Origin of the sequence: Acidithiobacillus sp., from assembly GCF_027322205.1 — a bacterium.
GTDB lineage: Bacteria > Pseudomonadota > Gammaproteobacteria > Acidithiobacillales > Acidithiobacillaceae > Acidithiobacillus.
On sequence record NZ_DAHVHY010000015.1, the window covers coordinates 1 to 20,056 of the forward strand.

Genomic DNA, 20,056 nt, shown 5'->3' on the forward strand with positions numbered 1-20,056 from the left:
ACCACATCATGGCTGCGGGACCGGGCCTGCAACTCAGCCACTTCCGGCTCCAGACAGAAAAGCCGGGCGATAAATCGCTCAAGGTGCGGCGCCAACCGTAATAAAAACTCACTCTGGGCCTTGTCGGCGGGCTGATCTCCGGCCGCACGGTAGACCTGCAAATGTTCCGCCAGGGTTTTGTCCTTTTCCGCCAGGAACCGAAGAAATTCCCCATCCAGACGACCAAGCCCTTCATCAGTAAAAAGTTCTTTATATTCAAAGTTAAATAGGTTAAGCACCATGATCTCCAGAGTCATACCGGCGGCTATACGGCGACCAGCTTTCATCAAACTGTCATATTTTGCTGGCAATATAGGGTTCTGTCACCTTTTCAGGATGGCCCTATGGCCCATTATCGCAGCATATTTCTATCGGACGTTCATCTCGGCACCCGCGGCTGTCAGGCGGAGAGCTTGCTGGACTTCCTGCGCCACAACTCCTGCCAGCAGCTTTATCTGGTCGGCGACATCATCGACCTCTGGCGCCTCAAGGTGCGTTGGTACTGGCCACGCAGCCATAATACGGTGGTCCAGAAGGTGCTCCGTCTGGCCCGCTCCGGGGTAACGGTACGTTATATCCGCGGCAATCATGATCCCATCTACGAGTTACTCTCCGATTACGTGCAAACCCAAGGCAACGCCATGGCTCTCGGCGACATCGCCATCCTCCAGGAAGCGGTACATGAGACCGCCGATGGCAAAAAACTCTGGGTCGTCCATGGTGATCAGTTTGATGCCGCCATGCGTTATGCCACTTGGCTCATTCGTATGGGCGATCATGGCTATACCCTGTTGCTCTGGATTAACCGGCTGATGCAAAGTGCATTCCGGCATCTGGGCCTGCGCCGTCACTGGTCCCTGAGTGCTTACGTCAAATACCGGGTTAAGAAAGCGGTACAGTTTATCAGCGACTATGAACACCTGCTGGCCGAAGAAACCTCACGCCGCGGTTACGCTGGAGTGATTTGCGGCCATATCCACCATGCCGAGCAAAAAACCATCGACGGCATCCTCTATTACAACGACGGCGACTGGGTCGAGAGTTGCACCGCGCTGGTCGAACATACCGACGGGCGCATGGAAATCATCCATTGGCCCATACCCCTGCGTTTTGATCAGAATATCGCCGCATGATCAGATGTCGAGTCGCGATACGAAACGTGCATTATCCTCGATAAAACGGCGGCGCGGTTCCACGGCATCGCCCATGAGCATGGAGAAAACCTCGTCGGCAGCAATGGAGTCTTCCACATCCACCCGCACCAGACGGCGGTTTTCGGCGTTCATAGTGGTCTCCCAGAGTTGTTCCGGATTCATTTCACCCAGACCCTTGTAGCGCTGAATTTCGACACCCCGACGGGCGTCAGCCAGAAGCCAGTCCATAGCGGCACGGAAACGGCTGACGGTAAGCCCTCGCTCGCCGCGTTCCATACGCGCACCGGCACCGATATTACCTTCAATCACCCGCGCATAGTCGGCCAGATGCCGGTATTCGCCACCGGCAAAAAAATCCTGATCAAAGAAACGCAGTTCCTGACTGCCGTGATGTTCGCGGCGAACCACCAGGCGCAAAGCCTCCGCCTCACCCACCCGCTCCACCGTGTAATGTTCGGCGGGCAGGGCGTTGAGTTCCAGTGCCGCACGGAGTTGCCGTGCGAAATCGTCCCAGGTGGCGCTATCTGCCGACTCCGTAACAACAGGCGGCAACGTAGCCATGGCCCAGAGCAGGGTACCGGGATAGCGCCGCTCCAGGCGCTGCACCAAAGCCTCGATATTCTGGTATTGACGCATCATGCCGGCCAGTTGCTCTTCAGTTACCGGCTCAGCATCCGCCGCGGAACGGAATTGGGCGCCCTGCATGGCAATTTCGCGCAGGTAGGCGGCCAGTTCGGTATCGTCCTTGATGTAGCGCTCATCCTTGCCTTTCTTGACCTTGTAGAGAGGTGGCTGGGCGATATAAATATGGCCGCGCGCCACCAGTTCGGGCATCTGCCGATAAAAGAAAGTCAGCAGCAGGGTGCGGATATGGCTACCGTCGACATCCGCATCCGTCATGATAATGACGCGGTGATAACGCAGCTTGGCGACATCAAAATCCCCAGCGCCAATACCGGTACCCAAGGCCGTAATGAGGGTACCGATCTCATCCGACGAGAGCATTTTGTCAAAACGCGCCCGTTCCACATTGAGGATTTTACCCTTCAGGGGCAGGATAGCCTGATGCCGACGATCACGGCCCTGTTTGGCAGAGCCGCCGGCAGAATCGCCCTCCACCAGATAAATTTCGCATTTGGCCGGGTCTTTCTCCTGACAGTCGGCCAGCTTGCCGGGGAGATTGGCAATATCCAGTGCACCCTTGCGCCGAGTCAGCTCCCGTGCCCGGCGAGCGGCTTCCCGCGCCCGTGCCGCTTCGACAATTTTGGCGGCAATGGCCTGCGCCTCTTTGGGGTGCTCATCCAAAAACATCGTCAGCGCCTCGGACATAGAGGACTCGACGATCGGTTTGACCTCACTGGAGACCAGTTTTTCCTTGGTCTGCGAAGAAAATTTGGGGTCCGGTACCTTGACGGAAAGCACCGCTGTCAGGCCTTCACGCGTATCTTCGCCACTCACCGCTACCTTAGCCTTGGCGATGATGCCTTCCCGTTCCATATATTGATTCAGCGTACGGGTCAGCGCGCCACGAAAGCCCGCCAGATGCGTGCCCCCATCGGTCTGGGGAATATTGTTGGTGAAGCAGAGCACCGCCTCGTTATAGCCTTCATTCCATTGCAGAGCGGCTTCAACGACAATACCGTCGCGCTCGCCGGTGAGGGTGATCACACTGGGATGAATGGCGGTTTTGCTGCGGTTGAGATGCTCCACAAAGGCGCGGATGCCGCCTTCATAATGGAAAATTTCTTCCCGTCCGCCCCGCTCGTCCAGTAGGGTGATATGTACACCGGAATTGAGAAAAGCCAGTTCGCGCAGCCGCTTCGCGATAATTTCAAAGTGGAAATGGGTATCGGCAAAAACCTGGGGCGAAGGTTTGAAGCGAATAATACTGCCATGTTTGCGTGACGCTTCTCCACGGGCAACCGGTGCCTGGGGTTCACCATCATGATATTCCTGGGTCCAGACATAGCCATCGCGGAAGATACGTAACTGGAGTGTTTCTGAAAGGGCGTTTACTACCGAGACACCGACCCCGTGCAGACCGCCGGAAACCTTGTAGGCATTGTCATCGAACTTACCGCCGGCATGCAGTATGGTCATGATAACTTCGGCAGCAGACCGCCCCTCTTCGGCATGAATATCGACCGGAATACCGCGACCGTTGTCGCTGACGCTGACCGATTCGTCGTCATGGATGATAATGACGATGGCGTCACAATAACCGCCGAGCGCCTCGTCGATGGCATTGTCCACCACCTCAAAGACCATGTGGTGCAGGCCGCTGCCGTCGTCAGTATCGCCGATATACATGCCGGGGCGCTTGCGTACCGCTTCCAGCCCTTTCAACACCTGGATACTGGTAGAGTCGTATTTTCCCGTCATGATGCTGTTTCCTTCTCAAACTGGCCTGCTGCCAGACAAAAATGACCACCACCACTCACTGCCGCCGGGATCTGCCCGGCTGCAGTGACGGCGGCAAAGACCTGCACACCCAGCAAATTGAGTTCATTCACCCACCAATCCCGTGCCGAAGCATCGAGCTCCGCCGCGAAATCGTCAATCAGTATGGTTGGCAAGGGTAACCCTGCCTGTTTCAGGATCTTCACCTGTGCCAGGCGATAGGCCAGACCCAGTACCCGCAATTGGCCGCGCGAAAGGATATCCAGTGCCGCTTTGCCACGCACCCGAAACGCCAGATTGGCACGGTGCGGGCCGCTGTGGGTATAACCCATTTCGCGATCCTGTTCATGATCCCGCAGCAAGCAGTCGCTTAAAGCCAAGCCCTCTTTCCAGCCACTGTGCAGATGCAGGCTGAGTCCGGAAAGTGATCCGGACCAGCGTTCCCAGAGGGCGATGACCTCGGGCTGCACAGTGGCCAGATGCGCTTGGCGCCGTTGCTGGATTTCTTCACCAGCGGCAATGACGCCGTCATCCCAGGGTTGCTGACCGTAACCGCTTTTCAGCCAGGCATTGCGCTGTTGCAAAGCCCGCCGGTACTGGCGAAACACCGTGCCATAATAGCGATCTGCGTAATAGATGCCCCAGTCCAGCACGCGACGGCGGTCTTCTGCCGTTCCTGCGACAAAGTGGCTGTTGTCATCGTGCAGGCTTTGCAGAGGCATAATGTCCAACAGCATCCAGGCTGAACTGAGTGACTCGCCATCATAGCGTATTTCCCGTAATTCGCCACATCGGCGCAGGGCGAGAAAATGATCGGCCAAGTGCGCGCTGACCAGATATTCGTTGTCACCCTCCCGCTGTACATGGCGAGGACCGTGCCGCCAGGTTTGCCCCGTACCGAGAATATGGATGGCCTCCAGCACGGAACTTTTTCCGGCACCATTAGCACCTATCAGCCAGTTCCACTGCCGGTCCGCTTTCAGATCCAGGGCTTCTATGCAACGCACCGATTGGATATGCAGGGCCTCCAGGGGCATTTCAAAGACGGACGGGCATGATGATATAGAGAGGATTATCTCCGTCTATTGGAGTAAAAACTGCGCTGCTGTCGCTATCCTTGACGCGCATCCGCAAGCTTTCCTGGGAGAATATCTGGGTGGTATCCGTGAGATAACGACTGTTGAAAGCGATATCCAGAGTGTCGTCCTGATACTCGACGGGGATTTGGATTTCGCCTTCTTCCTGCTCTTCATTGCGGCTGTGCAGAGTCATCTGGTTATTGCTGAGGTGCAGATGGGTGGTTGGATTACGGTCACTGACCAGGACATCACTTTGTTGCAGGGCACTTTTGAAGGTCTGGCGGTCGAGTATGGCGAAACGGGGATGCCCCTGGGGAATCACCCGCCGGTAATCGGGATATTTGGCGTCGATGAGCTTACAGGCGAACTGTTGCACGCCATCATTGAGCAGAAAGCTGGTGTCCGACATCTCCAGCGCGATATCGCCATCATCGAGAATTCGCAACAGTTCGAGAACGGCTTTGCGCGGCAGGATAGCCTGGTAGCTCCCGCTTTCCAGGCTGTTGGCAAAAGGCAGGGTCATCATGGCCAGGCGATGACCATCTGTGGCTACGAGACGCAGTTCCTGACCTTCCACTTCGATGAGAACGCCGTTCAGGAAAAGCCGTGCATCATTTTGTGCCATGGTGTTAGCGGTGGCGGCAAGCGCTTCGCGAAAGACTTTGGCATTGCAGTTACCCTGACAACGGCTGCTGTGAATACTGAGATAGGGGAATTGATCTGCGGGCAAGACATGCAGGGTAAAGCGACTTTTGGCAGCTTTTAAGAGTAGCTTTTCTCCGTCTTTATGAAATTCTATGGGGGTGTGTTCGGATAAAGCGCGGCAAATATCGTAGAGCTTGCGGGCAGGAACGGCACAGGTGCCAGGGGCATCTACCGGATGGTCCAAGTCGGCGGAAAGCTGTACTTCCAGATCCGTGGCGACGAAACGGCAATGTTGCCCCGCGGCTTCGATGAGAACATGGGCAAGAATGGGTTGTACCGGCCGCCGGTCGGCAATGTTTGCCATATTCGCTAAAATAGGCAGGAGATCTTCGCGATCTATGGTGATTTTCATCAGGGTTTGCTCCTTGAATGCCAGGATTGAAAAGGGATCGGTCGGGTTGCTTTATATATATAATTTATATTTCTTCTTTTAACTACTATAACTATTAGTGGCCCGGTAGCCTGTGGAAAGGTGGGGTAATTCCTTGTCAGTGATAGCATTCTGGGCATTGACAAGTTGTCGACAAGTTGTGGATAAGTCGGTATGCCTGGGGATGAAAAAGAGTCCATTTTTTCATACAGAGTCGGCACAGGGGTTATACAGGGGCTTATCCACAACTTGTGCGAGTGCCGGATCATGCGCCGAGAATCCGCAGCAGGTTGCGGTAATCTTCATCCATCTGAGTATCTTCCTGACGCAGTTTGTCGATCTGGCGACAGGCGTGGAGGACGGTAGTGTGATCGCGTCCGCCGAAGGCCTCGCCAATTTCCGGCAAGCTGTGGTTGGTGAGCTCCTTGGTCAGGCACATGGCAACCTGGCGCGGCCGGGCGATGTTGCGACTGCGTCGTTTGGACTGCATGTCGGAGCCGCGAATATGAAAATACTCGGCCACGACTTTCTGAATGTTGTCGAGGCTGATCATGCGCTTCTGCACGTCGATCAGGTCACGCAGGGCTTCACGGGCAGTATCCAGGTTGTAGGGCTTGTGGGTGAAGTTGACATGGGCGACGACCCGACGCAGTGCCCCCTCCAGTTCGCGGACATGGGAGCGGATTTTCTCGGCGATGAAAAAGGCTACCTCCTCAGGCAGATCGATGCCGCTTTCTTCCGCCTTGCAAAGGACAATGGCCATGCGTGTTTCGAGATCATGGGGTTGGATGGCGACCGTCAGTCCCCAGCCGAAGCGCGATTGCAAGCGCTCTTCCAGGCGATCCACCTCTTTGGGATAGCGGTCACAGGTGATAATAATCTGCCGGCCACCGTCAAAGAGGGCATTGAAGGTGTGGAAAAACTCTTCCTGGGTGCGATCCTTGCCAGCAAAAAACTGGATGTCGTCGATGAGCAGGGCATCCAGCTTGCGGTAGCGCTGCTTGAAGTCATTGATGGTGTTGTGTTGCAGGGAGCGCACCATATCCATGATGAAGCCTTCGGAAGTGACATAGAGCACCTTGGCATTGGCATCGCGTTGGAGAATGGCGTTTCCTATCGCTTGCATGAGATGCGTCTTGCCCAGTCCAACGCCGCCATAGACATACAGAGGATTGTAGGATTTCCCCGGATTTTCGGCGACCTGCAGGGCAGCCGCCACGGCCAATTGATTGGATTTGCCTTCAACGTAGGATTTGAAGGAAAAGCCCGGGTTGAGCCGGTTGCCATTGCGAGGATCGGTGATCGAAACCGTGGCTGGAATAGCTGCTACCGGGGCCGCCGCACCGTCGGTGCCGAGTTTCAGGCGAAGCATCATTCCGGGTGCAAGTTCGGCAAGCACCGCTTCCAGCAGGTTTATCAGCCTTTCCCGTACCCATTCCATGACGAAGGTATTAGGTGCGAACAGGTGCAGTTCATTACCATGCAACTCGCCACGGAGGGGGCGCAGCCAGGTATTGAACTGCTGGGCGGTGGTTTGTTCTTGCAGCTGCACACACAGCGCGGCCCATAAGGCGTCTCCGTTGCGCAGCGCGGATGGCGCTGGATGACTACTCAGTGTCATGCGTAACCTAGTCAGAGGGTCTAAAGGTGAAAAATGCTGTGCCCGCTGCCGCCACCATGTTCTTGTGTCATGTGGTAGCGACAGCGGGCTCACTCCCCGCAATGGGAAGGGCATTTCATCGTAATTCTCCGTTGCTGGAGTATATCCAAGTGTGGCGAGGCATGCCAGCGTGTCCGCAGTATGGCGATTTTTCGCCGGAGATAGATTTTCTGCTGGAATAGCGGCATTGTTGCGCCTTAAAATTCGTTATATATTATTTAACATATTGTTTATAAAACATTTATATTGAAGTTTTTGTTGTAAATCGTTGTATTACAGAATGGATTGGCGATTCATTGTATGGTTGATATGATGATTTCGACGAATACGGTTTTTATAGGGCAGGCAAGATTAGAATATAACAAAATATTTTTCATTGAATGATACGGATTTTTGGTGGGGCTCTGCAGTATACACTACCTGACGCAGGGGCTGATGTCGGCGAACAAGGCGGTGGCAAAAGTGCGGCCGGCCATGGCTCGTTCTGCCCTGGCAGATAGCGATGCACGGCACCTTGGCTGCCGTATATGCCCAAAGCCGTCTATGATCGGGTGGTAGGGGTGTGGTAGGAAAAACACGCAAGATAGGCTCAAACATGGACGAATCTTCGCAGCGATGGTGGCCAAGAGGGTGTCTGGCCTGATAAAGTTTTCCACAAAGAGGTTAGACGGCAGTTACATGGACTTATTCTGAATCATGTTTCAGTAGTTTATGTAATGCATTGTAATAAATAACACTTTATTGTTACACAATGTTTCCGATCGGGATGGGTGCTGCATTGCCACAACCAAACCACGGCGACCAGCAAAGTATCCACAAAGTTATCCACAGGTTGCTTGCCCCATAAAAATCTTAGTCAGGTGGGCAGTGGGCTGCGAGACCTTCGAATCAGGCAACGTTGTGAATCCTCCTTCACGGTACCAGAGCGGCTAGGAGCAGTGATCTGCAACGGTGGGGATCCTGATAATGCGAGGGACAACAACGCCCCAACGCCATTGACAAAGCCACTACACCTGGTAAATTATACAAAAAGATGTCAACATATTGTTATTTTCGGCGTTCAGGTGTATACCAGTCCTTGCAGGATGGAGTTTTCGCCACATGCAGGAATACTCTAAGGCGCTACAGGCTGGCTTACCGCAGCCCTCGCAGAGCCGGTTTATAGTAGGTAATGAAAAATTAACTCTAAGATAGCCTGGCAATCAGGAGAAGCGGAAATGGGGCGGCTTGCTGCCGCCGCGCTATCCCCTCCGTCTTAGAAGACGGGGTCCCCGCGCAAGCTAATGAAAGCACCTTTGTTCGCCAGTCATTCGAGTCGACCTGTTTGGCCATTTGTCATTAAGCGAAACGGTACCAGGGCAGCTTTCGATCCAGAGCGAATTTGCTCAGCCATCACCCGGGCGGGACGTGCGGCTGATGAATTTGATGCCAGTGTCGCTGGGCGAATTACGGAAGTGATTTTGAACACGTTACGGCCCCTCGTTATCGACCGTGACCCCACGATTGAACAGATTCAAGATCATGTCGAATTAACATTGATGGATGAAGGCTTCTATCGTACCGCCCGCGCCTATATCGCTTACCGTGAACAACATCAACGCTTGCGTAGGGATCGTCAGACCGTGGTGGATGCCGTTACCTCGATAAATGAGTACCTGGATCGGGAGGATTGGCGAATCAATGCGAATGCCAATCAAGGTTATTCGTTGGGTGGCCTGATTCTGAACGTCGCGGGGAAGGTAACCGCCAATTACTGGTTGAGTCATGTCTATCCGGATGAAATCGGTGCCGCTCACCGTGAGGCGGATATTCATATCCATGATCTCGATATGCTGGCAGGTTATTGTGCTGGATGGTCTCTGCGAACCTTGTTGCAAGAGGGTTTTAACGGCGTGCCAGGGAAGGTGGAAGCGGCATCTCCCCGCCACTTGTCCAGTGCTGTGGGGCAAATGGTAAACTTTCTGGGCACCTTGCAGAACGAATGGGCTGGCGCGCAGGCTTTTAGCTCCTTTGACACCTATCTGGCACCTTTTGTCCGCAAGGATGGGCTTTCCTATGACGAGGTACGTCAGAATATTCAGGAGTTTATTTATAACCTGAATGTACCTTCCCGCTGGGGCAGCCAGACGCCGTTCACAAACGTCACGTTCGATTGGGTCTGCCCTGAAGATCTTCGGGAGCAGGTTCCGGTCATCGGTGGAAAGGAGATGCCATTCCACTATGGGGATCTGCAGGCGGAAATGGATTTAATCAATCGTGCTTACATCGAGGTGATGAGCGAAGGGGATGCCAAGGGCCGCGTCTTCACCTTCCCCATTCCAACCTATAACATAACCCCGGATTTTCCGTGGGAGTCCGAAAACGCCGAAAGACTGTTTGCGATGACGGCAAAATACGGTCTGCCCTACTTCCAGAATTTCATCAATTCTGAACTCCAGCCCAATATGGTGCGCTCTATGTGTTGTCGGCTCCAACTCGACCTGCGCGAGTTGCTCAAGCGTGGTAATGGCCTTTTCGGCTCAGCAGAGCAGACCGGTTCCATTGGTGTGGTGACCATTAATTGTGCCAGGCTGGGTTATCTCCATAAAAACGACCGCAATGGCCTATACCAACGCATCGATGAACTACTGAAGTTGGCGAAAAGCAGCCTGGAGATCAAGCGTAAGATCATCCAGCGCCACATGGACACGGGGTTGTTTCCCTATTCAAAACGTTATTTGGGGACACTTCGCAATCATTTCTCCACCATTGGGATTAATGGGGTTAACGAAATGATCCGCAACTTCACGGATGATCGGGAGAATATCACAACGCCTTGGGGTTACGACTTCGCCTTGGAGTTTTTAGATTATATCAGGAATCATATGGTCACCTTTCAGGAGGAAACAGGCCATATGTATAATCTGGAGGCCACTCCTGCGGAGGGCACTACCTATCGTTTCGCCAAAGAAGACCGCAAGCGATTTTCCGGTATTTTACAGGCCGGGACCTTGGACAAACCCTACTATACGAACTCTTCGCAACTCCCGGTTGGATTTACGGATGATCCGTTTGAGGCGTTGGAACGGCAGGAGGCTTTGCAAGCCAAATACACCGGAGGGACCGTTCTTCACCTGTATATGGGCGAACGCCTCTCTAGCTCAGAAACCTGCAAGCGCCTGGTGCGGCGCGCGCTGGAGCGATTCCGGTTGCCATACATTACAGTTACCCCCACTTTTTCCATCTGTCCTGTGCATGGATATCTGGCTGGTGAGCACCCATTTTGTCCCGTCTGTGATCAGGAGCGCATTGCAGAAAAGCGGCAGCGTTCTGCATAATACATTAAGGGAGAATACTATGTACGCGGAGATAGTCAAAGAAAGAATGATAGAAGTTGAGTTGAGTGATGACGAAAGGCAACCCTGTGAAGTTTGGACAAGAGTCATGGGATATCATCGCCCGACATCGTCGTTTAATATCGGTAAGCAGGGAGAGCATTTGGAACGTAAACATTTCATCGAGACCAAGAGCCTTGATGGGGACCGCTCTCCGGCAGGGCATTAGATGGGCGCCAACGTTCTCTATAGAAGGGATATTATATCCGATGACCGATCGATTTTATTACCATCTATTGCCGGTGTGTCCCAGTTTAGTGCAGTAGATTACCCGGGACACTTGTGTGCCGTAATATATACCCAAGGTTGTCCGTGTCGCTGTCGTTACTGCCATAATCCAAACCTGCAGCGGGGGGGGCCGGGATCGTCGATTGTGTCATGGTCTATGGTTATGGAGTGGCTGGCGACGCGAAGTGGGTTACTGGATGCAGTAGCATTTTGTGGTGGCGAACCAACCGTCCATAAATCGTTATTATTGGCGATTAAGCAAGTAAAGGCATTGGGATTTAATGTCGCTCTGCACACGTCGGGGTTGTATCCACATAATTTTGCGAAGGTGCTCCCACTCTTGGATTGGGTTGGGTTCGATATCAAGTCCCCTTTTGCGCATTATCCTGATGTCACCGGCGTCCCCGGAAGCGGTGGCAAGGTAAAAGAATCTCTCGAGCAGATGTTGTCCAGCAATATTTCCTATGAGCTCAGAACAACGGTACATAATGCCATTTTAAGTAGCGCAGATCTTGTTATGATGGCTCGCGAGTTGCAAATACTTGGTGTATCTAGGTGGGTGTTGCAACGCTTTAACAAGGCAGGATGTGCAGATTTAGAGTTGGTTGCTAGCCACACCGCAATAGATGGTGATCTGGTTGATAGGTTACGTGTCTATATACCAAATATCTTGGTTAGATAGCGAAGCTGGTTCTACGTCGTTTTTAGTGAGGGGCGGCGTTAAAATTCGTTGTTTACGTATTTGTTCGGCTATATCATTATTGTACGGGTTCCCGGCGTGCAAGTTTTATAACCTTTTCCGCGACGCCAAGGTCTATAGATGATTCGGCACTAAACTCTCCTGAATATGCCGACTGTTCTTGCATGAGATCGTAACAATTGGCGCCAGCGATATCCAATAACAAGGCGGGCATGTTTGCTGAGCGAAAAGCATATTCTCGTTTGATGTAAAAATTATTACAACACATTCCTAAGTAGGACTTGGTGCCACGTTCCTTGAGTGCTTTTAGTGTAATCTCTAAATGTTCAAAATTGGTTACGGTGGTGACTTGTAATCCTTGCTGTCTGGCTATTTGGTATACCTGACCAACATCGCATTTTCCGCACTGGGAGCAGCCGTCATTATGCCGCCACTTGCACCAAGTGGGCTTGGCGCAGTATGGAACGAGCACCGTGTCAGCCTTTGCTACGATATCGAAGGCATCCATTGTTCCATCAGGGTCATGGATCATGAAGGAACTCGCTGCCGATGGCGCTATGGAAAGTTTGGCAGCTATTCTATGTTGTTCGAAAAGGCGTCGGAGTAATACCATAATATGTTGTGGAGCAAATCTATACAATTCCCATTGATTCTCATAAAATAAATTATCCATTCGGTGCATGATTTCGCCTTCTGCTGCCCCACGCAGTACGGATTCAATTTTGCGAAACAGGTTGTGTGGCCGAATGTACACATTGCCAGTCAAGTGCAAGGATGATATCCGGATATTGGCGTCTAACTGTATGCGTCCGTGAAGTATGCCGCCTGGTGTAATGGTAAAGCTGCTATAGGTGATTTCATGAGCATTTTCTGTGAGATCATTGTGATTGCATACGTATGTTTGCGATGTGTTATTAACCCATGGGACTTGCATGAGCGTTGGTAAGTTACATGATCGAGCGATAGATTGTGCTAAAGACTCCTTGAGCTGTAACAAGTCTGCATCGCTCAGGCTCGGCAGCGTGGTGAAGTGACAGGTGGCCGTACGTATGCCTGCTAGTGTTAATTTTTCCTTGGGAACACGTAGCGCGCGAAGCATCGTATTTATGTCCAATGACCTGTATAGAGTGCCATTTGCGATTAGTATGTTGTCTAACATACCGATATGGACGTTCCCCAGTTTTTGTTCATGCGCATAGATATCATTGGGGCGATTGAACTTAATATTTTCATAACCGCTATTATATAGACCACGACAAACCGCCATACAAATGATATCAAGCCATTGTTCGATACTTAAACGTTGTGCCGGAAGCGTTAAGCTCCAACTAATTTGTTTGGGATATAAATACGATGTACCGCCGCCAGTTATACGCCGAATAATTGGGATGGACCTAGTCTGACAATATGCTGTCCGCACAGCAAAATTCTTGTCCTCATAGGCACCTAATGCCACGGTTTGTGTGTTTTCGTAAAATCGAAGCAATGGCACATGGTCTGTACGTGTAACGATGATTTGCTGCGAATCCAGGACGATGTTATCGGCGCCGTTCCGAAGCCCACTATCCCCCCAAGTTAGCTTGTTCATAAATCTTTTTCCCATCAGTCGTTGTGCGTCTGCATGAATGCCATGCCTGGCAAGCCATGCCAATAGCCGTTACAAGCAGGCGAGCGCCGCGCATCCTCGGAAATAGATGCCCCACCTAAAGTTGCCTGAAATATTTTCACAACGGTATCTGTATCTTTGAGTTGTGGAGATATACGCACTACGTCTATATCCATATTCAACATTGCCTCAGTCTCGTGCAGCAGATTGCATGGAACCCCTGATTGAAGCTGGATGCCATTCATGGTGAACAGGCGTTCATGCTCTTGTGTAAACAATGGCCGCCCTTCTGGATCCCGTATGCAGCGTTGTTCACACTCATCCTTGCCGATATTATCCGCACGGGCAGTGAAGCAGCGTGCCGAAAACGATAGCGGTAAATATCCATATGCGAAGACTTCAGTTTCCATGGCCTCCGGCCGCGTGTTTTGTAACGTGCCGATGGTCGTGGCGGGTAGTTCCACCGGTGGCACCCATCGAATTGCCCCAAGCTCGGCTAAGAGCGACAAGGTCTCGTTGTTATAACAGTTTATGTGGGGTCCTGCGACAAAGGGAAACCGCCCCGCCAGTAAATGAACTGCAGACATGTCATTGGCTTCGACAAGGTAATTGGCATTTGCACAAATCTTCTCTAATTGTAGAAGATCCGAGTTGGCTTCCGGGAGGGCTAGCGTGGAAAGCACAACCTCCTTGCCGGCGTCAGTGAGTCGCGCCGCAATATTGAGCCAGTCCGCTCTACGCAGGGCGCGTCGTTTTGCGCACACGGTCTCTCCTAGATAAACAATGTCTACAGGCCAGGTTGCTGCAGACTGATAAAATTGCTCTATAGTTTCCTTTGACCAGTAGTAGTGAATCGGGCCTAATGAAATCTTCATTTTTTGCTCGGGAAGCCCTGGCCTTTACGCCGGGGAGGGATAGCGTGGCCTGCGTTGCAAGCCCCATTCCCGCACTCCTTTTGAGGATGCTATCTTGTTGAACGAATATCCATAGCCATCGATTCGCTAAATCACGCCATGAGACGCCTGTATAATACCGGGAGTTAATGCCAAGGTCTGTGATATGCCCCGAGAGTATGGGATTGTCCTTCAGAAAGGCGATCCAGAGCAGATATCCACTGGTTTTTTACGGAATATCGCTCAGGATTCAAAGCGCAAAGATCTATGGCCGCGCGCAAGACGCGTGCGACGACGGCGACATAGGCCGGACTTCGCTGGCGTCCTTCCACCTTGATGGCGGCTACATTATGCTGGAATAAATCTGGTAAGATATCCAGGACATTTAGGCTGGTAGGTTCCTCAATGGCGTAATATGGCTGCGCGTTGGTATAGTAGCGACCCTTGCACAAGGTGGGATAACCAGCCGCCTCATTAAGGCCATGGCGGTCAATCAATACGCCATTTAGACGAGACTGGCGGCCCAGGGAGGTCTCCTCCCACCGGACAGACTCGGCTGGTGAACAAACCCCGTTGACATTGGGGGACCGGCCCGTAATGTAGGATGACAAGGCGCAACGACCTTCTACCATGACGCATAGACTTCCATAACCGAATACTTCGATTTCTACGGGGCTGTTGGCTATGGTATGCCAAAGTTGTGGTAAGGAGAGAACTCTTGGTAGAACGGCTCTCTGAATGCCAAATCGCTGGTGGTAGAACTCCAGAGCCTGATAAGTGGTGGCAGAGGCTTGCACGGAAAGATGCAAACGCAGATTGGGATGGTGGCTTGCAGCATAGCGCAGCAATCCAGGGTCCGCCATGATCGCGGCATCTATTCCAAGCATCGCAGCGCGATCCACTGCGCTGGTCCAGACAGACCAATTGTGTGTCTGTGGGTAGGTGTTGATGGCTAGCAGGACTTTTTTCCCGGCGCGATGCGCATATTCGATGCCACGTGCGGCTTCATCCGGACCAAAATTAAGTCCAGGAAAATTGCGCGCGTTAGTATCGTCACGGAAGCCCATATATACAGCATCTGCACCATTATCAACAGCAGCTTTCAAGGCAGGTAGTCCGCCTGCGGGGCAAACCAACTCCGGTTTACGGTTATTCATATGATGTCCCTTCTATATGGATGAAGTTTTAATCCGTCAACGCCATTTCCGAATATGGGCACTCAAGGCTGAAGGGCGCGATCCAGCAAGTCATGCAAGCGCCTATCGGCATGCGTTCTGCGGATGGTGCGATCTATGGTTTGCCTTATTCGGGGACCAAATGGGGCCGGTAGCCCGTTGATCGGGGTGAGCCAATCAAAGTCTATCGAATCCAAAATATTCTTCAGGTGGAGTCCGATGGATGTTTCTCCTTCCAGTACCAGACGGCGCGCGAAGAAGAGGGTGTCCGGATCTTCGAGGCGTAGTGCGAGTCGGCAAAAATCCTTGGCGGTTCCTGCAATGCGCAAATCGACTGATCCAGCCAAGGCTAGAGCAATCCTCCCTCGCCTTATTGTTAAGCGAAAGGATTTTCCGAGGTCGGACACCTCAACCGCTATGCGCCGTCCCTCTATCTGATAGAGATCCGATTGATGCTTCGCCAGAATCCAGTTGGCTGTGCCCACGAAGAGGGCCGTGAGCACTGGATCCATAAAAATGGTTGTTGTGGCGATAAGCGGATGCCTTAGCGCGCGTCCTTGATGCATGAATTTTGTCGTCATTAGTTTTTTGTGGGAAACCCCGCCCGACACTTTCGCCGGGGAGGAATAGCGCGGCATGTGTAAGATTGCCCCTTCCCACCTCTCCTTATCAGTCAGTTGTTACGCGCTATGGGGATGCTCAATCGCCTTGTTGACATTCTGTTGAAAAAGCGTTATCTATAGATCATAGCAAAACATAAACAGATACGGAAGTACTATTAGCGTTCGCGCGGCGCAAGCGAGGTGGTTGACATGGATTTCCCATATTTAAAGGTCAAAGGGCGGTCTCTGCTCCCAGTGATACAGGGAGGTATGGGTATTGGTGTTTCGGCACACAGTTTAGCCGGTGCCGTGGCGGCGGAAGGGGCTGTCGGAACCATTGCAAGCGTGGAGCTACGTCGTTTACATGAGGATTTGATGCGACCCTTGCGGCGCCTGAGAGATCCTGCAGCCTCGGCCAAGGCAAACCTGATCGCGCTAGATCGCGAGATCCAGGAAGCGCGCCGGATCGCAGGAAAAGAGGGCTTTATCGCCGTTAATGTCATGCATGCCATTTCCGGCTATCGAGAGCATGTGCTTCAAGCTATCAAGAGTGGGGTTAACGCGGTGATCGTGGGTGCGGGTCTGCCTATGGATTTACCTACGCTGGCGGCGGAGTTTCCCAAGGTCGCACTGATCCCGATCCTTTCTGAAACTCGCGGTGTTCAGGTGGTACTGCGCCGTTGGATGCGCCAGAAACGTCTTCCAGACGCCGTTGTTATCGAGAATCCCCAATTCGCGGGCGGGCACTTGGGAGCCACCAGGCTGGAGGAAGTTTCAGATTCCAAGTACGATTTTGCCAATGTCCTGCCCGCGATCCGCAAACTGTTTGAAGAATTGGGTCTGAAACCTGATCAGATTCCGCTTGTCGCCGCTGGAGGGATCTCTTCTCTTCAGAAAATGCGGGAGATATTTTCCCTCGGCGGGAGCGGGGTTCAGTTGGGTACCCCGTTCGCTGTAACCACCGAAGGCGATGCGCATATCAATTTTAAGCGTGTTCTGGCCGATGCGACGCCTAAAGATCTTGTGACATTTATGAGTTCGGCGGGCCTGCCCGCGCGCGCGGTGCTTACCCCTTGGTTGCGCCGTTACTTGGGGCGCGAGGAAAAACTGCGTGCTTGTGCGAGCCAAGACCGTTCTCTGTGCCCAAGTCAGACGGAGTGCTTGCTACATTGCGGGTTCAAGGATGGCAATTCGTCTTCCGGACAGTTCTGCATTGAGGCCCAGTTGGCTGCTGCGCAACGCGGTGATGTGCAGCATGGGCTATTTTTTCGAGGCGCCGGACAGCTACCCTTCGACCAACAAATTAGAAGTGTTCGCGATCTTATTGCGACGCTGCTATATGAAGCCACATGGACAACTGCAGAGGATTGTATGTCAGCGATGGCAGTATGACTTGACGGTCATGTCAGAAACGGCAGCCCCCAATGACTACAACGGCATTTGTTTGTGAAAATGTATCAGTTAATCATGATGTTACTGAACACTAACGCATGCGGTTGTTTGGCATAAAGTTTGCTGCACCTCGGTGTGAGTGGTCCGATCCCTGGTAGCGTGGGGTGCGCAGATGAAAGCATTCGTGTTTTGCACTGTTTCGCAATAACACATGTGTCATGGCGAGATGGTTTAACGAAGTGGCAACAAAGGCGGGAATAGCTTTTCACGCCAGGAATGGAAGAAATATTAAAAAAGGAGATCTAACATGAAAATAAAGTCGGAGTGGAAGAATAAAGTCCGTTGGGCTACATGCGCTACGCTCATGGTCGGGGCGACGGCATTCTCAGTCGATGCGCTGGCTTTGCCGTCATTCGCTCGGCAGACCGGATGGTCTTGCGCAACCTGTCATACCTCCTACCCCCAGCTCACCCCGATGGGCCGCATGTTCAAGTTGCTTGGATTTACAACGACAAATCTGCAGCAACAGCAGAAAGTTGAGGCAAAATTCGGGAAAAGTGTCGGTTTGCTCATATCGAGGGTTTCACAGTTTTCTATCTTTTTGCAGACCTCTGCTACTAACGTAGGGGGAGGACAGGCAGTTTTTGGTGGTACGAATCTTGGTGCTTCACCGAATAACAACGTTCAATTCCCACAACAGGTTAGCTTATTTTATGCCGGTGAAATAACACCACATATTGGTTCGTTCTTGCATCTCACGTATTCCGGCGGAGGCAGTGGCACCGGTGGGGGCGGGTTTAGTTTCGATGACTCCAGCATCGTGTGGGCCCATCCATGGAAGATTGGTGCCAATGATCTTCTGGTCACCGGCGTAGACGTCAACAATACACCTACTTCCATGGACCTGTGGAATACCGTTCCAGACTGGCAGGCGCCATTTTTTAGCTCTGATTATTCGTCCTGGGGCCACGTACCTCTGCCGTTCATTGAAGGCTCAGCTGGTGCTGGGTATCCATTGGCTGGTCTTGGTGTTTATGGGGCGGATATTTTCGGACCAAACAAAGCAAACTGGCTGTACGCGGATGCTGATGTCTATACGAATGGTCAAGGAATCCAAACTAACCCGGTTGGTGGTTTTGCGGCATTTAACTCAGGACCCGCCGGTAGGCTTTCCGGGGCTGCGCCTTACGTCCGCCTGGCCTATCAGCATGATTGGGGCAAATGGAATTGGGAGATTGGGGCCTATGGTATGTGGTCCAGCGTATATGATGCGTCGATACAGCCTGAATATACCATCGTGGATGTGAATGGAAATCCGCAGACAATACCAACCGGAAATGCCTATAACTATAGCGGTGGCCCCATTGATACGTTCGATGATTATGACCTAGATACACAGCTTCAATGGCTTGACATCAACGACAACAATAACGTCACGGTCCGTGCTGCATGGGTACACGAGCAGCAGCGGTTTGGGGGAGTAGGTGGAACTCTTCCAGCAGGCGCCCAATCCGCAAACTCGACATCTCAGGCCGGCAGCTTGAATTTTTTCAACCTAAATGCAACCTACTGGTATCATGATCGGTACGGCATCCAAGGTGGATACCGGGATGTGTGGGGATCAAACAACCCCGGTCTCTACGGCACCACATACACGAATAATGGATCGCCTGATACAAGCAATGAATGGGTAGAACTTTCCTATCTCCCTTGGTGGAACACGCGTTTTTCACTGCGGTACAATATTTATAATAAGTTCAACGGAGTAGCTTCTGCAGCATCAAATAATCTCAATTATGGTGCCTCCGCATATAATACTCTAGAGCTACTGGCCTGGATTTCTTACTAGGAGGGTGTACACAATGAAACCAATAATGAGTCTGAAAAAGTGGGCATCTCCTGCACAAAACAAGACCGTTGTTGTTGGTGGTGCTGTGGTGGCCATTGCGTTACTCGCATCGTGTCCAACGCTGGCGAGCGTCCCCCAGTCGGTCCAACAGTCATGCATGGTCTGCCACGGGCAGACCGGAGAGAACACCATCTATCCAATTGTCCCTCGGCTTAACGGTCAGTTGGTGCAATATCTCGCATGGCAACTTAAGCAGTTCAAGAAGCACACGCGTGCGGATCAAAATGCGCAGATTTATATGTGGCCAGTTGCTCAAGCCTTGGATCAGCAGGAAATACAGTCGCTTGCGAAGTATTATGCGGCGCAGTCGCCTATGCACAGTGCGTCCTCGCCGCGTCCAGGAGTGTCTGCCGGCAAACAAATATTTCTGCAAGGCATCGCTGCAAAGGGCATTCCAGCATGTATGGCATGCCATACCGTAAACGCGACCGGTATGGGGACATTCCCACGATTGGCGGGGCAGCGATATGAATATCTGGTTCAGCAATTGGAATATATGCATGCTGGAAGCAGGGCGAATCCCATTATGCAGCCTATAGCAGAGAAGCTAACGATCCGGCAAATGCGGGATGTGGCGGCTTATCTGTCCGGTCTGCATTGAGATGTGGTGGGATTTAATGGTGGTTGCGACGCTGTCGCTTTTAGTGAATAGGGCTCGCAATCATGGTCTTAAGGGGAATTATGGCATTAATTCCTTGCAATCGATAAAGCGGATGTATGGATTCGCTAGAAGTCTGAATGGTGCGTCGGCAGGTAGTGTCTATATAACG

At 52.2% G+C, this 20,056-nt stretch carries 16 protein-coding genes; 7 read left to right on the forward strand and 9 right to left on the reverse strand.

Translation table 11 applies throughout. The annotated features are described in order from the left end of the window. Nucleotides 1–326, reverse strand: a 326-nt coding sequence (locus tag M7F93_RS04010) for a hypothetical protein (RefSeq protein WP_298169458.1), incomplete at its 3' end; no start/stop codon positions are given. A 57-nt stretch (nucleotides 327–383) separates the two neighbouring features. On the opposite strand from M7F93_RS04010, the gene M7F93_RS04015 reads away from it, so the two are divergent. Then, on the forward strand, nucleotides 384–1,172 hold the full coding sequence (locus M7F93_RS04015) for a UDP-2,3-diacylglucosamine diphosphatase (RefSeq protein WP_298169461.1): 789 nt from the start codon (nucleotides 384–386) through the stop codon (nucleotides 1,170–1,172). On the opposite strand, the gene gyrB is transcribed toward M7F93_RS04015, so the two are convergent. From gyrB to dnaA, 4 genes are all read right to left on the reverse strand, one after another. Continuing rightward, nucleotides 1,173–3,575, reverse strand: a complete 2,403-nt coding sequence (gene gyrB, locus M7F93_RS04020) for a DNA topoisomerase (ATP-hydrolyzing) subunit B (RefSeq protein ID WP_298169464.1) — start codon at nucleotides 3,573–3,575, stop codon at nucleotides 1,173–1,175. Beyond that, nucleotides 3,572–4,630 carry a DNA replication/repair protein RecF gene (gene recF / locus M7F93_RS04025; RefSeq protein ID WP_298169467.1) on the reverse strand — a complete coding sequence of 353 codons (1,059 nt, stop codon included), beginning with the start codon at nucleotides 4,628–4,630 and terminating at the stop codon, nucleotides 3,572–3,574. The genes gyrB and recF overlap by 4 nt, the downstream gene beginning before the upstream one ends. A 1-nt stretch (nucleotide 4,631) precedes the next feature. Beyond that, complete coding sequence (dnaN, locus tag M7F93_RS04030) at nucleotides 4,632–5,729, reverse strand: DNA polymerase III subunit beta (RefSeq protein ID WP_298169470.1); 1,098 nt, start codon at nucleotides 5,727–5,729, stop codon at nucleotides 4,632–4,634. 283 nt (nucleotides 5,730–6,012) lie between these two features. Further along, nucleotides 6,013–7,368, reverse strand: coding sequence for a chromosomal replication initiator protein DnaA (dnaA, locus tag M7F93_RS04035; RefSeq protein WP_298169473.1), 1,356 nt, complete (start codon nucleotides 7,366–7,368; stop codon nucleotides 6,013–6,015). 1,322 nt (nucleotides 7,369–8,690) lie between these two features. On the opposite strand from dnaA, the gene M7F93_RS04040 reads away from it, so the two are divergent. Genes M7F93_RS04040 through M7F93_RS04050 form a run of 3 tightly spaced genes read left to right on the forward strand, consistent with a single transcriptional unit; the run spans nucleotide 8,691 to nucleotide 11,691 of the window. Continuing rightward, nucleotides 8,691–10,724, forward strand: a complete 2,034-nt coding sequence (locus M7F93_RS04040; protein WP_298169476.1) for a ribonucleoside triphosphate reductase — start codon at nucleotides 8,691–8,693, stop codon at nucleotides 10,722–10,724. Nucleotides 10,725–10,770: 46 nt separating this feature from the next. Then, nucleotides 10,771–10,950 carry an anaerobic ribonucleoside-triphosphate reductase gene (nrdD, locus tag M7F93_RS04045; RefSeq protein ID WP_298169549.1) on the forward strand — a complete coding sequence of 60 codons (180 nt, stop codon included), beginning with the start codon at nucleotides 10,771–10,773 and terminating at the stop codon, nucleotides 10,948–10,950. After that, the gene (locus M7F93_RS04050) at nucleotides 10,951–11,691 is read left to right on the forward strand and encodes an anaerobic ribonucleoside-triphosphate reductase activating protein (protein ID WP_298169479.1); all 741 of its coding nucleotides are present in this window, start codon (nucleotides 10,951–10,953) and stop codon (nucleotides 11,689–11,691) included. A 76-nt stretch (nucleotides 11,692–11,767) separates the two neighbouring features. Here M7F93_RS04050 and M7F93_RS04055 read toward each other — a convergent pair whose 3' ends face one another. The 4 genes from M7F93_RS04055 to ubiT all read right to left on the reverse strand — a co-directional run bounded on the left by M7F93_RS04055 (nucleotide 11,768) and on the right by ubiT (nucleotide 16,021). Then, nucleotides 11,768–13,297: a lipoyl protein ligase domain-containing protein gene (locus M7F93_RS04055; RefSeq protein WP_298169482.1), complete on the reverse strand. Its 1,530-nt coding sequence runs from the start codon at nucleotides 13,295–13,297 to the stop codon at nucleotides 11,768–11,770. A gap of 14 nt (nucleotides 13,298–13,311) precedes the next feature. Then, nucleotides 13,312–14,190 (reverse strand): U32 family peptidase, encoded by an 879-nt coding sequence (locus tag M7F93_RS04060; protein ID WP_298169484.1) that lies wholly within the window; start codon nucleotides 14,188–14,190, stop codon nucleotides 13,312–13,314. 164 nt (nucleotides 14,191–14,354) lie between these two features. Further along, the gene (gene ubiU, locus M7F93_RS04065) at nucleotides 14,355–15,365 is read right to left on the reverse strand and encodes a ubiquinone anaerobic biosynthesis protein UbiU (protein WP_298169487.1); all 1,011 of its coding nucleotides are present in this window, start codon (nucleotides 15,363–15,365) and stop codon (nucleotides 14,355–14,357) included. A 62-nt stretch (nucleotides 15,366–15,427) separates the two neighbouring features. Beyond that, nucleotides 15,428–16,021 carry a ubiquinone anaerobic biosynthesis accessory factor UbiT gene (gene ubiT / locus M7F93_RS04070; protein ID WP_298169490.1) on the reverse strand — a complete coding sequence of 198 codons (594 nt, stop codon included), beginning with the start codon at nucleotides 16,019–16,021 and terminating at the stop codon, nucleotides 15,428–15,430. 174 nt (nucleotides 16,022–16,195) lie between these two features. Here ubiT and M7F93_RS04075 point away from each other — a divergent pair, with 174 nt between their 5' ends. The 3 genes from M7F93_RS04075 (at nucleotide 16,196) to M7F93_RS04085 (ending at nucleotide 19,887) form a co-directional block, all read left to right on the forward strand. After that, nucleotides 16,196–17,377, forward strand: a complete 1,182-nt coding sequence (locus M7F93_RS04075; protein ID WP_298169552.1) for an NAD(P)H-dependent flavin oxidoreductase — start codon at nucleotides 16,196–16,198, stop codon at nucleotides 17,375–17,377. A 307-nt stretch (nucleotides 17,378–17,684) separates the two neighbouring features. After that, nucleotides 17,685–19,226 carry a cytochrome C gene (locus tag M7F93_RS04080; RefSeq protein WP_298169493.1) on the forward strand — a complete coding sequence of 514 codons (1,542 nt, stop codon included), beginning with the start codon at nucleotides 17,685–17,687 and terminating at the stop codon, nucleotides 19,224–19,226. A gap of 13 nt (nucleotides 19,227–19,239) precedes the next feature. After that, nucleotides 19,240–19,887, forward strand: coding sequence for a c-type cytochrome (locus M7F93_RS04085; RefSeq protein WP_298169495.1), 648 nt, complete (start codon nucleotides 19,240–19,242; stop codon nucleotides 19,885–19,887). Nucleotides 19,888–20,056 lie beyond the last annotated feature (169 nt).

What these genes read in the sequence shown, in the direction of transcription:
- M7F93_RS04015 (WP_298169461.1), top strand. Translation starts at nt 384, where the DNA reads ATGGCCCATTATCGCAGCATATTTCTATCGGACGTTCATCTCGGCACC.
- recF (WP_298169467.1), bottom strand. Translation starts at nt 4,630, where the DNA reads ATGCCCCTGGAGGCCCTGCATATCCAATCGGTGCGTTGCATAGAAGCC.
- ubiT (WP_298169490.1), bottom strand. Translation starts at nt 16,021, where the DNA reads ATGCCGCGCTATTCCTCCCCGGCGAAAGTGTCGGGCGGGGTTTCCCAC.
- M7F93_RS04080 (WP_298169493.1), top strand. Translation starts at nt 17,685, where the DNA reads ATGAAAATAAAGTCGGAGTGGAAGAATAAAGTCCGTTGGGCTACATGC.
- dnaA (WP_298169473.1), bottom strand. Translation starts at nt 7,368, where the DNA reads ATGACACTGAGTAGTCATCCAGCGCCATCCGCGCTGCGCAACGGAGAC.
- nrdD (WP_298169549.1), top strand. Translation starts at nt 10,771, where the DNA reads ATGATAGAAGTTGAGTTGAGTGATGACGAAAGGCAACCCTGTGAAGTT.
- M7F93_RS04055 (WP_298169482.1), bottom strand. Translation starts at nt 13,297, where the DNA reads ATGAACAAGCTAACTTGGGGGGATAGTGGGCTTCGGAACGGCGCCGAT.
- gyrB (WP_298169464.1), bottom strand. Translation starts at nt 3,575, where the DNA reads ATGACGGGAAAATACGACTCTACCAGTATCCAGGTGTTGAAAGGGCTG.
- M7F93_RS04075 (WP_298169552.1), top strand. Translation starts at nt 16,196, where the DNA reads ATGGATTTCCCATATTTAAAGGTCAAAGGGCGGTCTCTGCTCCCAGTG.
- M7F93_RS04085 (WP_298169495.1), top strand. Translation starts at nt 19,240, where the DNA reads ATGAAACCAATAATGAGTCTGAAAAAGTGGGCATCTCCTGCACAAAAC.
- ubiU (WP_298169487.1), bottom strand. Translation starts at nt 15,365, where the DNA reads ATGAATAACCGTAAACCGGAGTTGGTTTGCCCCGCAGGCGGACTACCT.
- M7F93_RS04050 (WP_298169479.1), top strand. Translation starts at nt 10,951, where the DNA reads ATGGGCGCCAACGTTCTCTATAGAAGGGATATTATATCCGATGACCGA.
- dnaN (WP_298169470.1), bottom strand. Translation starts at nt 5,729, where the DNA reads ATGAAAATCACCATAGATCGCGAAGATCTCCTGCCTATTTTAGCGAAT.
- M7F93_RS04040 (WP_298169476.1), top strand. Translation starts at nt 8,691, where the DNA reads ATGAAAGCACCTTTGTTCGCCAGTCATTCGAGTCGACCTGTTTGGCCA.
- M7F93_RS04060 (WP_298169484.1), bottom strand. Translation starts at nt 14,190, where the DNA reads ATGAAGATTTCATTAGGCCCGATTCACTACTACTGGTCAAAGGAAACT.